Below are 13,543 nucleotides of genomic sequence, written 5' to 3'. Positions count from 1 at the left end.
GTACCCCCAGGACAAAGCATGAGCATCAAGAGTGACCGTTGGATCCGCCGCATGTCCGAACAGCACGGCATGATCGAGCCGTTCGAGGCCGGGCAGGTCAAGCAGGCCAACGGCGAGCGCATCGTCAGCTACGGCACCTCCAGCTACGGCTACGACGTGCGTTGCTCGCGCGAGTTCAAGGTGTTCACCAACATCAACTCCACCATCGTTGATCCCAAGCATTTCGACCCGGGCAGCTTCGTCGATATCGTCGGCGATGAATGCATCATTCCGCCCAACAGCTTCGCGCTGGCGCGCACCGTCGAATACTTCCGCATCCCGCGCGACACCCTGGTGGTGTGCCTGGGCAAGAGCACCTACGCGCGCTGTGGCATCATCGTCAACGTGACGCCGCTGGAGCCGGAATGGGAAGGCCACGTCACCCTGGAGTTCAGCAACACCACGCCGCTGCCGGCGCGCATCTATGCCAACGAAGGCGTGGCGCAGATGCTGTTCTTCCAGGCCGCTGCCGATGACGTCTGCGAGACCTCCTACCGTGACCGCGGTGGCAAGTACCAGGGCCAGACCGGCGTGACCCTGCCGCGGACCTGAGCGCCCGCGTCGTCGCGTGACGAAAACGCCGGGCAATGCCCGGCGTTTTCGCATGGGTCACGCGGTGCGTTCGCCGGGCATGGCCCGGCGCTACCTTATTTGCCGCGACCGAACAGCATCGCGATGCCGACACCCACCAGGGCCACCGGCCACCAGGTCATCAGCAGCCGGGACAGGTTCAGGTGCGTCCAGCCCAGATTGCTGGCGAGCATGAACAGTCCGATCAGGATCAGCAGAATGGCGGCAACGAGGTTGAATCGCATCGGGTCGGCAAGGGCTCAGGACTGGGGCTGATATCCTAGCCGTTCCTTCCAGTAGGCGACATGCTGGTCCAGCGCGGCCGGCTCGTAGCGATGCGCCGGACCGCTGCCCCACACCGGGCCCGGCCAGGCCGGATCCCCGTCGTGGCGGCCAATCACATGGAAATGCAGCTGGCGCACGATGTTGCCCAGCGCACCGATGTTGATCTTCTCCACCCCATCGGCACCCTTCAGGGCCTTGCAGGCGCGGTTGAGCTCGGTGCGCAGCTTGTCCTGCTGCTCGCCGTCCAGCTCGATCCACTCGGTCACCCCCGCCAGGCGCGGTACCAGCACCAGCCAGGGGAATCGTTCGTCGTTCATCAGCCGCACTTGCGACAACGGTCCTTCGGCCACCAGCACGCTATCGGTGGCCAGGCGTGAATCGAGTTCGAATTCGCTCATCCAAGATGCTCCGAGAAGAAGTCCAGGGTGCGTTGCAGCGCCAGGGCGGCGCTGTCTGGATCATACGCATGTCCGACCTCCCGGTTGAAGGCATGGTCGGCCGGATAGACGTAGGTGGCCATCTGCGGCAGCTTTTCGCGGTGGGCCTGGATGGCCTCCGGCGGGATGCTCCTGTCCTGCGCGCCGAAGTGGAAGATCACCGGCGCCTTCGGCGTCTCATCGAGGAACTGGACGTTGCGGGCGCCGTAGTAGCTGACCGAGGGCAGGCCCAGGCGCAGTGCCGACAGCATAGCCACCGTGCCACCCCAGCAGTAGCCGACGGTGCCGACCTTGCCGTAGGGGGCCAGGCGGGTGGCTGCCGCGCGGACCACTTCCAGTGCCTTCTCCATGCCCAGCGCTGCCACCCGTTCCAGGCCCTGTTTCACGCCGTCGGCGTCATAGGGCAGGGCGTCCGGATTGGCATCGGCGCCATCGACCAGATCGAAGAACGAGGGGGCGAGCACCGCGTAGCCTTCGGCAGCGAAACGCTCGGCCACGCCGCGGATATGCGGGTTGGCGCCGAAGATTTCCTGCACCACCACCAGGCCGCCGCGCGGGGTGCCCTCCGGCAGGGCCTGCCAGGCCCGCACCGGGCCATGGTGCGTATCCAGGGTGATCCACTCGGCCATCGTCATCTACCTCAATTGCAGGGGACAGGACTGCATTGTCGGTGCTGCGCGGGTTAGCGCGGTGTCAGCGGCTGTGCAGCATCGGGCGGCTGGCGATTCAGGGCGCGGCCCCAACCCCGGTATACTGGCGCCCTTTCAGGCCCCGGCCCCCAGGACCCCCTGCCATGCCGGCAGGGGCCCAGGCCCCCAGAGTCCCGCGATTCCATGTCCCAGCTGAACCCCAAAGTCGGCTTCGTCAGCCTTGGCTGCCCGAAGGCCCTTGTCGATTCCGAGCGCATCCTTACCCAGCTTCGCTCGGAGGGCTATGACATCGTCCCGTCCTACGATTCGGCCGACGTGGTGGTGGTCAACACCTGCGGCTTCATCGATTCGGCGGTGACCGAGTCGCTGGACGCCATCGGCGAGGCGATGAACCAGAACGGCAAGGTGATCGTCACCGGCTGCCTGGGCAAGCGCCCGGAGCAGATCCGCGAGGCGTACCCGAACGTGCTGGCGGTATCCGGCCCGCAGGATTACCAGAGCGTGATGGAAGCGGTGCACGAAGCGCTGCCGCCCAAGCACGATCCGTTCGTGGACCTGGTGCCCGACTACGGCATCAAGCTGACCCCGCGTCACTACGCCTACCTGAAGATTTCCGAAGGCTGCAACCACAAGTGCAGCTTCTGCATCATCCCCTCGATGCGCGGCAAGCTGGTCTCGCGCCCGGTCGATGAGGTGCTGCGTGAAGCCGAGCGCCTGGTGCGCGGCGGCGTGCGTGAGCTGCTGGTGGTCTCGCAGGACACCTCGGCCTATGGTGTGGACGTGAAGTACGCCGAGAAGATGTGGCGCAACAAGGCCTACCAGACCCGCCTGAAGGCGCTGTGCGAAGGCCTGTCCGAACTCGATGCGTGGGTGCGCATGCACTACGTCTACCCGTACCCGCACGTGGACGAGGTGGTGCCGCTGATGGCCGAGAACCGCATCCTGCCGTACCTGGACATTCCGTTCCAGCACGCCAGCCCGCGCATCCTGCGTCTGATGAAGCGCCCCGGCGCGGTCGAGAAAACCCTCGAGCGCGTGCAGAACTGGCGCCGCATCGCGCCGGACATCACCGTGCGTTCGACCTTCATCGTCGGCTTCCCCGGCGAGACCGAGGCCGAGTTCGAGGAGCTGCTGTCGTTCCTGGACGAAGCACAGCTGGACCGCGTCGGCGCATTTGCCTACTCGCCGGTCGAGGGTGCCACCGCCAACGACCTGCCCGACGCCGTGCCGGAAGAAGTGAAGCAGGAACGCCTGGCCCGTTTCATGGAAAAGCAGGCGCAGATTTCCGCCGCGCGCCTGGAAGCCAAGGTCGGCACCGTGCAGCAGTGCCTGGTCGATGCCATCGAGGGTGACATCGCGGTGGCCCGCTCCAAGGCCGATGCGCCGGAGATCGACGGTCTGGTGCACATCCAGAACGCCGATCAGGTTCCGCTGCGGGTGGGCGAGTTCGTCGACGTGGAAATCACCGAGAGCGACGAGCACGACCTGTACGGCGACGCACTGGCCGCCGCCGCGCGTCCGGCGTTCGACATCAAGGTGCTGTGACCACGGCGCCGACCGCCACCGGCGACGGCGGCGGTCCTCGGCGCTTCGTACCGCCGCCGCGCGCGGCGGTCGATCCACGGGTGTTCGCGCACCCGCTGTTTGCCGGCTTGCAGGACTTCCGTGACCTGCTGGACGGTGCGGCATGGCCCTCCATCGCGGCGCTTGATGCGCGACTCTCGCTGCCCGGCAAGCGCTTTGTCGAACAGGATGCCGCGTTGCTGGCCGACGGCCTGCACTACGAGACGCGCATCGCACAGGGATGCATTGCCACCCGCGCCGACAACTGGCATGACCTGTTCAATGCGCTGGTGTGGGCACGCCATCGGCAGCTCAAGCATGTGCTCAATGTGCAACAGTGCCTGCATATCGAGGCCATGCCGGCGGGCCAGCGCAATCGCGCCCAGGCCGCGTTGACCCAGTTCGACGAAAGCGGCGTGATCGTGCGGGTGCGCGATGAGAGAGTGCTGGCGGCATGGGATGCGCACGACTGGCCAACGCTGTTTGAACCGATGCACTGGCGAAGCGGCGTTGTGGCCGTCGCGGCGGTGTTCGGTCATGCGCTGATGGAACAGGCGTTGCTGCCGGGCCGCCTGCTGGTCGGCAAATGCGTGGTGGTGCAGGGCGACGATGACGATGCCTGTATCGCCGAAGTTGCTGCGGCCATCTGCGAGGGTCGGGTGCTGACCGATCCGTTGCAGCTGCGACCGCTGCCGCTGGCCGGCATCCCGGGCTGGCACGAGGGGCAGGACCCCGCCTTCCATGCCAGCACCGATTACTTCCGCCCGCTGCGCGCGGGGCGCCATTACCCGCCGCCTTTGTAGCGTCGAGCTTGCTCGACTGGCCTGATGCGTAGCGTCGAGCTTGCTCGACTGGTGGCAGGTGCACCCGAGCGTGGGCTCGGCTCTACAACGGCGACGCAGTCGAGCAAGCTCGACGCTACAACGGCTCGTATTCCACGCCGATCACGGCGAAGGTGAACTGCCCGCCGGGCAGCTCCACCGAGAACTCGTCATCCAGGCGCTTTTTCAGCAGCGCCCGCGCCAGCGGCGAATCGATGCTGATCCAGCCCAGCCCCGCGTCAGTCTCGTCCGGGCCGACAATGCGGTAGCGCGTGGTGTCACCGCTGTCCACGTTCTCCAGTTCCACCCATGCACCGAAGAACACCGCCTGCGGGTCGGTCGGCGTGGTATCGACCACGCGCAGCGATTCCAGCCGTTTGGTCAGGTAGCGCACGCGGCGGTCGATCTCGCCCAGCTGCTTTTTGCGGTAGGTGTATTCGGCGTTCTCGGAACGATCGCCTTCCGCGGCAGCGGCGGCCAGCGCCTTGACCACTTCTGGACGGCGCACCCGCCAGAGCTCATCCAGCTCGGCCTTCAGGCGTGCATGCCCGGAGGCGGTGATCAGGGCGGTGCTTTTCTCTGCGGGGGGACGCCAACGGGACATGCGGTAAGACTTCTTTTCAGGGGAACGATGGGGTCGGAGCCCTTCCTTGCGGAAGGAATCCGACCCCGGGGTCAGATCCCTTTCCCACGGAAAGGGCTCTGACCCCATGAAGCGATCTCAGCGCTTGCCGCCGAAGATGCCGCCGAGGATGCCGCGCACGATCTGGTTGCCCAGTTTGGTGCCGACGGTACGCGTGGTCTGCTTGGCCATGGTCTCGATCATGCCCTGGCGGCGCTTGGTGCCGAAGATCGCATCCTTGATCGACTGGCCGAATCCGCCTTCCTGCGCATCGTCCTGCTCGCGGCTGCGGGCGGCCGGGGCCTGCGCCTGCTCGACCGTCTTCTGTGCGCGCTGGGCCAGCAGTTCGGCGGCCGATTCGCGGTTGATCGCGGTGTCGTAGCGGCTGCCGACCGGGCTGCCGGCGCGTACCTGCGCACGTTCGGCCTCGGTGATCGGCCCCATCCGGCAGCGCGGCGGCGCGATCATCGTCTGCTGCACCGGCATCGGCACGCCCTTGTCCTGCAGCGTGGAGACCAGTGCCTCGCCGGTACCGAGCTGGCTCAGCACCTTGGCCACATCCAGTTTCGGATTCGGCACGAAGGTCTCTGCGGCGGTCTTCACCGCCTTCTGGTCGCGCGGCGTGAAGGCTCGCAATGCATGCTGCACGCGGTTGCCGAGCTGGCCAAGAATGTTGCCGGGCACGTCGTCGGGGAACTGCGAGCAGAAGTACACGCCCACGCCCTTGGAGCGGATCAACCGCACCACCTGCTCGATGCGCTGCACCAGCGAGGCGGGTGCGTCATCGAACAGCAGGTGGGCCTCGTCGAAGATGAAGACCAGCTTCGGCTTGTCCAGGTCGCCCACTTCCGGCAGCTGTTCGAACAGTTCCGACAGCAGCCACAGCAGGAAGGTCGAATACAGCTTGGGCTTGAGCACCAGCTGGTCGGCGGCGAGGATGCCGATCACGCCGCGCCCATCGTGGTTGACCCGCATGATGTCGGCCAGTTCCAGCGCCGGCTCGCCGAAGAAATTCTCGCCACCATCCTGCGCCAGGCGCAGCACTGCGCGCTGGATCGCCGCGATCGACTGCGCGCTGACCAGCCCGTATTCGGTGGAGATGTCCTTGCGCTCCTCGGCGACCAGGCCGAGCAGCGCACGCAGGTCGTCCATGTCCAGCAGCAGCAGGCCACGGTCGTCGGCCAGCTTGAACACGATGTCGAGCACGCCGGCCTGGGTGTCATTCAGTTCCAGGATGCGCGAGAGCAGGGTTGGCCCCATTTCGCTCACGGTGGTGCGCACCGGGTGGCCGAGCTTGCCGTACAGGTCCCAGAAGATGGCGGGGCTGGCGGCCGGCGCATAGTCGGCCACGCCGATCTCGGCGGCGCGCTTGAGCAGGTTCTCGGCGCCGGTACCCGGCACGGCCAGGCCCGACACATCACCCTTTACATCGGCCAGGAACACCGGCACGCCCAGCCGCGAGAAGCCTTCGGCCAGGGTCATCAGGGTCACCGTCTTGCCGGTACCGGTGGCGCCGGCCACCAGGCCGTGACGGTTGCCGAGTTTCGGCAGCAGGGTGACGGCCACATCGTCGGTGATGCCTTTGCCGAGCAGAATCGGATCCATGGTCCAGCCCTTGTGGTGAATAGCCCAATGTTAACCGCCGGCGGTGACGGTCCGAAGGTCCGCTTGCCCGGACCTTGGCGGCGCCGCTACTCTGCCTGCCTGTTTCGCACACAGTGCCATCAATGCCCGTTCCTGTCCTGATTTCCCGTGGTTGGCCGCTGCTGGCCCTGGCCGGCCTGGTTTCCCTGGCACCCGACGCCCATGCACAGCGGGTTTCGGCCCGGGACAAGGTGAAGGTGGATGCGCTGCAGCAGCGCATGGCCGCCGCCGAGAAGCGCTACAGCGACGCTCTGCTGCGGGTTGCCAACGCCGACCCCAAGGGCAGCAACGAGGCCGACGCCGCGCTGGAGGACATGGAAGATGTCCTCAACGACTGCGTGAAGCAGAAGGGATGCCAGATGGGCACCCTGCTGGCCAGCTACAAGCGCCTGCTCAAGCACGACGCCGACGCCGCAGCCGGCGATGACGTGGCCGACGAGGGCGGTGACCGCCTGGAAGCCGACCCCGACCATATCGGCCCGCTCACCGCCGATGTGCCCGAGGCGGCCCGCGCCGCAGCCCTGTTGAACGACAAGCGGCACGCCTTCGACACCATGGTCGAATACAACCCGGCGGTGCAGGCTGGCATCCGCCGCTGGCTGACCGACATGCGCCCGGCGCTGCTGACCAGCTACGAGAACTACCAGAACCTGCGCGCGGTGATGTGGCCGGAATGGGAAAAGCGCGGCCTGCCCGAAGCGCTGCTGTTCGGCATCATGGCCAAGGAATCCAACGGCCGCGTGCACGCGTCTTCGCGCGCCGGCGCGGCGGGCCTGATGCAGTTCATGCCGGCCACCGGTCGCCGCTTCGGACTGGGCCCGGACGGCACCGGCTTCGATACGCGCTTTGATGCACGCAGCGCCGCCGAGGCCAGCGCCAGCTACCTCAACGAACGCCTGCGCGAACTGAACAACAACGTGGAAATGTCGGTGGCCGCCTACAACGGTGGCGAAGGCCGTGCCGCGCGCGTGTTCAAGCAGAGCGGTGGCCAGAGCTTCTGGACCGACAGCGTCTACAACCAGTTCCCGGGCGAGACCAAGGACTATGTGCCGATGGTGATCGCCGCGGCCTGGATCTTCCTGCACCCGCAGCAGTACGGCGTGGAGTTCCCGAAGATCAGTGCGCAGCCGGCCACGCTGCGCCTGGCCAAATCCACCACCATCTACGAACTGACCATCTGCCTGGGCAGCCACGGCACCCGCGATGGCTACATGCGCGCACTGCGCAACCTCAACCCGCGTTATGAGGCCGACGGCTGGATTCCGGCCGGCACGCTGATCAATGCCACCACCCGCATCGCCGGCCTGTACCAGCGCAACTGCGTCAGCGGCCCGCGCGCCGATCTGGCGCGGACCCTGATCACCGCCGATCTGAACGCGGCGATCGTGCGCCCGACCGCAGCCAGCTACACCGGCAGCGTGGCGGTGGGCGGCGTGGTGCCGGTGGCCGATGCCGCAGCGTCGACCAGCGTGCCGACCACGCCGGTGGCCACGGTGGCGACGCCGCGCCCGGCCGCACGCCCGAAGCCGGTGCGCAGCCACAAGGTGGGCAGGGGCGAGACCCTGGGCGCCATCGCCGCCAGGTTCCAGTGCGACGTGCCGACCCTGGCCCGCGCCAATGGCCTCAAGGCGCCGGCCTACAGCCTGCGCCACGGCCAGACGCTGAAGCTGCAGGGCTGTGACAAGTAATTCCCCCGACCTCTGGAACCCGCATGGACCTTGAAGCCACCCGCAACCTGTTCGCCAACCTCCGCGAAAACACCGATTGGGACATCAACGGCCCATTGCTGTGGGGGTACTTCTTCGTCCACTCCAGCGCAGCGCCGCTGCAGGCCCTGGCCGAGCACCTGCGGGCCCAGGGCTACAGCTTCGTTGACCTGTTCGAGCAGGAACCGGAAGAAGGTGACGCGCCGTTCCACGTGCTGCATGTGGAGCGCGTGGAGATCCACGACGAGGCCTCGCTGGACCGCCGCAACCAGGAATTCGCGGCGCTGGCCGTCGAACATGGCGTAGAGGACTACGACGGCATGGACGTCGGCCCGGCCCCGGCCCTGCAGTAACGGATCGATTTCTGTAGAGCCGAGCCCATGCTCGGCTGTCTACGTCGGCAGTCGAGCAAGCTCGACTCTACGAACCCGGTAGTGCCGGCCGCTGGCCGGCATTCCGTGCCCCGGCAAGAGCCAGGTCAGCGCAGCTTCGCCAGCGCCTGACCCAGCTGCACCGGGCTTTCGGCGCCCAGCTGCGGGGCGAACTCGGCCACGCCCGGCGGCAGCAGCACGATTACGGTCGAGCCGTAGTTGAAGCGAGCCATCTCGGCGAAGCGCTCCAGCACGATGCCCTGGCCGCGGTAATCCTTGCGGGTGATGCGGTCGCCGTAAGCGGGAATCTCTTCGCCACTCCAGACCGTTTCCACGCCCGACACCAGCAGCGCCCCCACCATCACGCTCACCATCGGGCCGAAGCTGGTGTCGAAATGGCAGACCAGGCGCTCGTTGCGGGCGAACAGGCGGGGCACGCCGTTCACTGCCGCCGGGCCCACGCTGAACAGACGGCCCGGCACGTGCACGGTCTCGCGCAGGGTGCCGGTCCACGGCATGTGCACGCGGTGGTAGTCGCGCGGCGACAGGTACACCGTGGCGTACAGGCCATCGTTGTACGGCTTGGCGTCCTCGTCGCTGCCCAGCAGCTCGGCGGCGGTGAACGATTGGCCCTTGGCCTGGAAAATGCGGCCGGCCTCGATCTTCCCCAGCTGGCTGATGCGGCCGTCGGCCGGCATCACCAGGCTGCGCGGATCGGCTTCGGCCACCCGCGCGCCCGGCTTCAGCGCACGGGTGAAGAACTGGTTGAAGGTCGGGTAGCTGCGCGGGTCCGGGTTGGCCGCTTCGTCCAGGTTGACGTTGAACTTGCGGGTGACCGTGTCGATCAGCCAGCGCGACACGCGCGGATCGTCCGAGTACGCCAGCGAGCGCGCCATCGAGGACAGCAGGCGATGGGGCAGGGCGTACGTCAGGGCGGTGGTGAGGCTCATGGGGCGGTTTTCTCGGTCAGCTTCTGCAGGTCGCGGGCGATCGCCGGCGCATTGAACGGGGGGCGCACCAGGCCGGCCAGGCGGCCCTGCGGGTCGAGCACGGCCAGGCTGGCCGAGTGCTCGACGGTGTAATCCTCGGGGTTCTCGTCGAAGTGCTTGCCCGGCACTTTCTGGAACACGAAGCCCAGCGAGGTGGCAAAGCGCTCCAGCGAAGGAATGTCGGCGGTGGCGGCCAGGGTGTCCTTGTGGAAGCCGTGCACGTACTCGCCCAGGCGGGTGGCGCTGTCGCGGTCCGGGTCGACCGAGATGAACAGCACGCGCGGGCGCAGCGTGTCAGGCAGGGCTTCCCACTGGTTCTGTGCGCCGGCCAGTTCGGCCAGGGTGGTCGGGCAGACGTCCGGGCAGAAGGTGAAGCCCAGGAACACCAGGGTCCAATGGCCCTTCAGTTCGCCCGGAATCAGGCGCGTGCCATCGGACTGGGCCAGGTTGAAGTCGGGCAGCGCACGCGGCTGCGGGTACAGCGTGATCGCTTCGGTGGCCGGGGCGTTGGCCGGCGGCTTCGGCGCGAACACCTGCTGGGCGGCCAGCAGGCCCAGGCCTGCCGCCAGGGCGATCAGCAGGATGATGCCGGCGTTGCGATTGAACATGGGGGCCCCCGCGCGAAATGGGCTCCACTATACCGGCTGCGGCCTGATCGTTTCCTCAGCAACGGATGCCGGCGCCGACGCCAGCCCCTATAATCAGGGGCCACTTTGCCCGCAGTACCGCCATGACCGCTGAAACGGCCGCCGAACTCCACACGATCATCGATCTGATCCGCTACGGCACCAGCCGTTTCAATGAAGCCGGGCTGACCTTCGGCCACAGCTACGACAACGCCCTGGACGAGGCCACCCAGCTGGTGCTGCACAGCCTGCACCTGCCGCACGACCTCGGTCCGGCCTACGGCCAGGCGCGCCTGCTGCAGGCCGAGAAGCTGCGCGTGCTGGAGCTGTTCCGGCGCCGCATCGACGAGCGCATCCCGGCCGCCTACCTGACTGGTGAGGCCTGGTTTGCCGGCCTCAGCTTCAAGAGCGATGCGCGCGCCCTGGTGCCGCGTTCGCCGATCGCCGAGCTGATCGAGTGCGGCTTCGAGCCGTGGCTGGCCGGCCGCGATGTGCACCGCGCGCTGGACCTGTGCACCGGCTCGGGCTGCATCGCCATCGCCATGGGCCACTACTACCCGAACTGGGAAGTGGACGGCGTGGACCTGAGTGATGACGCGCTGTCGCTGGCCGAAGAGAACAAGGAGCGCCTGCAGGCGCACAACGTCAGCCTGATCAAGTCCGACCTGTTCAGCGGTCTGACCGGTCGCCACTACGAGCTGATCGTCACCAACCCGCCCTACGTCACCAACGACGAGACCGATGCCCTGCCGCAGGAATACTCCTACGAGCCGGAAATGGGCCTGCGTGCCGGTGATGACGGCCTGGACCTGGTGCTGAAGATCCTGCGCGACGCCCCGCTGCACCTGAGCGAAGACGGCCTGCTGATCTGCGAAGTGGGCGAATCCGAACAGCACCTGATCAAGCTGCTGCCGGAAGTCGACTTCTCCTGGATCGAATTCAAGGTCGGCCAGATGGGCATCTTCGCAGTGGAGTGCCGCGAGCTGATCGCGCACAGCGCGCGCATCACCGAACTGGCGGCGCAGCGCCCGTGAGCTCCAATTCGTTCGGCAAGCTGTTCACCGTCACCACGTTCGGCGAGTCGCACGGGCCGGCCATCGGCTGCGTGATCGATGGCTGCCCGCCGGGGCTGGCGCTGGACGCGGCCGAATTCGCCCACGACCTGCAGCGCCGTGCCACCGGCAAGAGCCGGCACACCTCGGCGCGGCGCGAGGCCGACGAGGTCGAGATCCTGTCCGGCGTGTACGAGGGGCTGACCACCGGCACCCCGATCGCGCTGCTGATCCGCAACACCGACCAGCGCAGCAAGGACTACGCCAACATCGGCCAGCAGTTCCGTCCGGGTCATGCCGACTACAGCTACTGGCACAAGTACGGCATCCGTGATCCGCGCGGTGGTGGCCGCTCTTCGGCGCGCGAAACCACCATGCGCGTGGCCGCCGGCGTGGTCGCCAAGAAGTGGCTGGCAGAACGCTTCGGCGTCACCGTGCGCGGCTACCTGTCACAGCTGGGCGAGATCCGTCCGGCCGGTTTCGACTGGTCGGCGGTGGAAGACAACCCGTTCTTCTGGCCGCACGCCGAACAGGTGCCGCAGCTGGAGGCGTACATGGATGCGCTGCGCAAGTCCGGTGACTCGGTCGGTGCGCGCGTGGACGTGGTGGCCGACAACGTGCCGCCGGGCTGGGGCGAACCGATTTACGGCAAGCTCGATGGCGACCTCGCTGCCGCGCTGATGAGCATCAATGCAGTGAAGGGCGTGGAGATCGGCGATGGCTTTGCCAGCGCTGCGCAGAAGGGCACCGAGCACCGCGATCTGCTGACCCCGCAGGGCTTTGCCAGCAATCATGCCGGCGGCATCCTCGGCGGCATTTCCACCGGCCAGCCGGTGGTCGCCTCGATCGTCCTGAAGCCGACCTCCAGCCTGCGCCTGCCGGGCCCATCGCTGGATACCGCCGGCAACGTGGTCGAGGTGGTCACCACCGGCCGTCACGACCCCTGCGTCGGCATCCGCGCCACCCCCATCGCCGAGGCGATGATGGCGCTGGTGCTGATGGACCAGGCACTGCGCCATCGCGCGCAGTGCGGTGACGTCGGCACGATCACACCGCGCATTCCCGGGCGCATCGATGGCTGACACGCGGCCGACGGTGTGGGTGAGCCAGCCGCTGATCGACGCGGCCATCGCGCCGCTGTGCGATCGCGTGCAGCTGCGCGTCACCGACACCGTTACCGCCTGGTCGCCTGCGCAGATCGCCGAACAGCTGGCCGGCGCCGATGGCGCGATCATCACCCTCAACGAGCGCATCGGCGCGGCCCAGGTGGCCGACGCTGCGCAGCTGCAGGTGATCGCCAATGTCGGCGTCGGCTATAACAATCTGGATGTCGATGCGCTCAGCGCAGCCGGCATCCTTGCCAGCAACACGCCGGACGTGTTGACCGAGACCACGGCCGATCTTGGTTTCGCGCTGCTGATGGCCACCGCGCGCCGCATCACCGAATCCGAGCGCTGGCTGCGCCAAGGGCAGTGGCAGCAGTGGTCGTTCCAGACCATGCTCGGCGCCGACATCCACGGCAGCACGCTGGGCATTCTCGGCATGGGCCGCATCGGCCAGGGCATCGCCCGCCGTGGTGCGCACGGTTTCGGCATGAAGGTCCTGTACCACAACCGTTCGCACCTGCCGGCCGAGACCGAGGCCGCGCTCGGCGCATCCTACGTGGACCTGGACACGCTGCTGGCACAGTCCGACCACCTGCTCACCGTGCTGCCGTATACCCCGGCCTCGCATCACATCATCGATGCGGCGGCGCTGGCGAAGATGAAGCCTTCGGCCACGCTGGTGAACATCGCCCGCGGTGGCATCGTCGACGAGCTGGCGCTGGCCGATGCGCTGGCCAACGGCCGTCTGGCCGCCGCCGGCCTGGACGTCTACGAGGGTGAACCGACGGTACGCCCGGAACTGCTGGCGCTGCGCAACGTGGTGCTGACCCCGCATATCGGCAGCGCCTCGCTGGCCACGCGTACGGCGATGGTGCAGCTGGCCGTGGACAACCTGCTGGCCGGCCTCGGTCTGGCCGGTGACGCGGCGCATATGCCGAGCGCGATCAACGCGGACGCGGCCCTGGCTGCGCGCGTGACCCTGGGCAAAAAAACCGGCAAACGATAGGGAACCTCCGCGCGTCCCGCTTGAGGAGGTTCCCCGAACCCAGCTGTCGTGCACGA

General features: G+C 67.4%; 15 protein-coding genes. 8 read left to right on the top strand and 7 right to left on the bottom strand.

Annotated elements, in window-relative coordinates; translation table 11 throughout:
• Positions 1-18 precede the first annotated feature (18 nt).
• A complete protein-coding gene (gene dcd, locus C9412_RS07755; protein WP_012511735.1) occupies positions 19-591 on the top strand; it encodes a dCTP deaminase in 573 nt (190 codons plus the stop codon).
• A 95-nt stretch (positions 592-686) separates the two neighbouring features.
• On the opposite strand, the gene C9412_RS20685 is transcribed toward dcd, so the two are convergent.
• From C9412_RS20685 to C9412_RS07745, 3 genes are read right to left on the bottom strand one after another with little or no spacing between them, the layout of a single operon-like run.
• Positions 687-854, bottom strand: coding sequence for a DUF5668 domain-containing protein (locus C9412_RS20685; protein ID WP_181358735.1), 168 nt, complete (start codon positions 852-854; stop codon positions 687-689).
• A 15-nt stretch (positions 855-869) separates the two neighbouring features.
• The gene (locus C9412_RS07750; RefSeq protein ID WP_107231095.1) at positions 870-1,292 is read right to left on the bottom strand and encodes an HIT family protein; all 423 of its coding nucleotides are present in this window, start codon (positions 1,290-1,292) and stop codon (positions 870-872) included.
• The gene (locus C9412_RS07745) at positions 1,289-1,960 is read right to left on the bottom strand and encodes a dienelactone hydrolase family protein (protein ID WP_107231094.1); all 672 of its coding nucleotides are present in this window, start codon (positions 1,958-1,960) and stop codon (positions 1,289-1,291) included. The genes C9412_RS07750 and C9412_RS07745 overlap by 4 nt, the downstream gene beginning before the upstream one ends.
• 204 nt (positions 1,961-2,164) lie before the next feature.
• Here C9412_RS07745 and rimO point away from each other — a divergent pair, with 204 nt between their 5' ends.
• Both rimO and C9412_RS07735 read left to right on the top strand, forming a co-directional pair.
• A complete protein-coding gene (gene rimO / locus C9412_RS07740; protein ID WP_107231093.1) occupies positions 2,165-3,526 on the top strand; it encodes a 30S ribosomal protein S12 methylthiotransferase RimO in 1,362 nt (453 codons plus the stop codon).
• Complete coding sequence (locus C9412_RS07735; RefSeq protein WP_107231092.1) at positions 3,523-4,347, top strand: DUF3025 domain-containing protein; 825 nt, start codon at positions 3,523-3,525, stop codon at positions 4,345-4,347. The genes rimO and C9412_RS07735 overlap by 4 nt, the downstream gene beginning before the upstream one ends.
• Before the next feature lie 115 nt (positions 4,348-4,462).
• Here C9412_RS07735 and greB read toward each other — a convergent pair whose 3' ends face one another.
• Complete coding sequence (greB, locus tag C9412_RS07730) at positions 4,463-4,969, bottom strand: transcription elongation factor GreB (RefSeq protein ID WP_107231091.1); 507 nt, start codon at positions 4,967-4,969, stop codon at positions 4,463-4,465.
• A gap of 117 nt (positions 4,970-5,086) precedes the next feature.
• Positions 5,087-6,592, bottom strand: a complete 1,506-nt coding sequence (locus C9412_RS07725) for a helicase HerA-like domain-containing protein (RefSeq protein ID WP_107231090.1) — start codon at positions 6,590-6,592, stop codon at positions 5,087-5,089.
• Between the two features lie 122 nt (positions 6,593-6,714).
• Between C9412_RS07725 and C9412_RS07720 the strand changes: the two genes are divergently transcribed.
• Together C9412_RS07720 and C9412_RS07715 are read left to right on the top strand one after the other, a co-directional pair.
• A complete protein-coding gene (locus tag C9412_RS07720; RefSeq protein ID WP_107231089.1) occupies positions 6,715-8,319 on the top strand; it encodes a transglycosylase SLT domain-containing protein in 1,605 nt (534 codons plus the stop codon).
• Between the two features lie 23 nt (positions 8,320-8,342).
• Complete coding sequence (locus C9412_RS07715) at positions 8,343-8,690, top strand: ribonuclease E inhibitor RraB (protein ID WP_107231088.1); 348 nt, start codon at positions 8,343-8,345, stop codon at positions 8,688-8,690.
• Positions 8,691-8,815: 125 nt separating this feature from the next.
• On the opposite strand, the gene asd is transcribed toward C9412_RS07715, so the two are convergent.
• Together asd and C9412_RS07705 are read right to left on the bottom strand one after the other, a co-directional pair.
• Positions 8,816-9,658 (bottom strand): archaetidylserine decarboxylase, encoded by an 843-nt coding sequence (gene asd, locus C9412_RS07710; protein ID WP_107231087.1) that lies wholly within the window; start codon positions 9,656-9,658, stop codon positions 8,816-8,818.
• A complete protein-coding gene (locus C9412_RS07705) occupies positions 9,655-10,305 on the bottom strand; it encodes an SCO family protein (RefSeq protein WP_107231086.1) in 651 nt (216 codons plus the stop codon). The genes asd and C9412_RS07705 overlap by 4 nt, the downstream gene beginning before the upstream one ends.
• 122 nt (positions 10,306-10,427) lie before the next feature.
• Between C9412_RS07705 and prmB the strand changes: the two genes are divergently transcribed.
• From prmB to C9412_RS07690, 3 genes are read left to right on the top strand one after another with little or no spacing between them, the layout of a single operon-like run.
• The gene (gene prmB, locus C9412_RS07700; RefSeq protein ID WP_107231085.1) at positions 10,428-11,357 is read left to right on the top strand and encodes a 50S ribosomal protein L3 N(5)-glutamine methyltransferase; all 930 of its coding nucleotides are present in this window, start codon (positions 10,428-10,430) and stop codon (positions 11,355-11,357) included.
• A complete protein-coding gene (aroC, locus tag C9412_RS07695; protein WP_107231084.1) occupies positions 11,354-12,457 on the top strand; it encodes a chorismate synthase in 1,104 nt (367 codons plus the stop codon). The genes prmB and aroC overlap by 4 nt, the downstream gene beginning before the upstream one ends.
• A complete protein-coding gene (locus tag C9412_RS07690; RefSeq protein ID WP_107231083.1) occupies positions 12,450-13,487 on the top strand; it encodes a D-glycerate dehydrogenase in 1,038 nt (345 codons plus the stop codon). The genes aroC and C9412_RS07690 overlap by 8 nt, the downstream gene beginning before the upstream one ends.
• The last annotated feature ends 56 nt before the right edge of the window (positions 13,488-13,543 follow it).

Origin of the sequence: Stenotrophomonas sp. Nf1 (genome assembly GCF_003028475.1) — a bacterium.
In the GTDB taxonomy this organism is placed as follows: domain Bacteria; phylum Pseudomonadota; class Gammaproteobacteria; order Xanthomonadales; family Xanthomonadaceae; genus Stenotrophomonas.
This window is presented reverse-complemented; position numbering and strand designations above follow the sequence as displayed.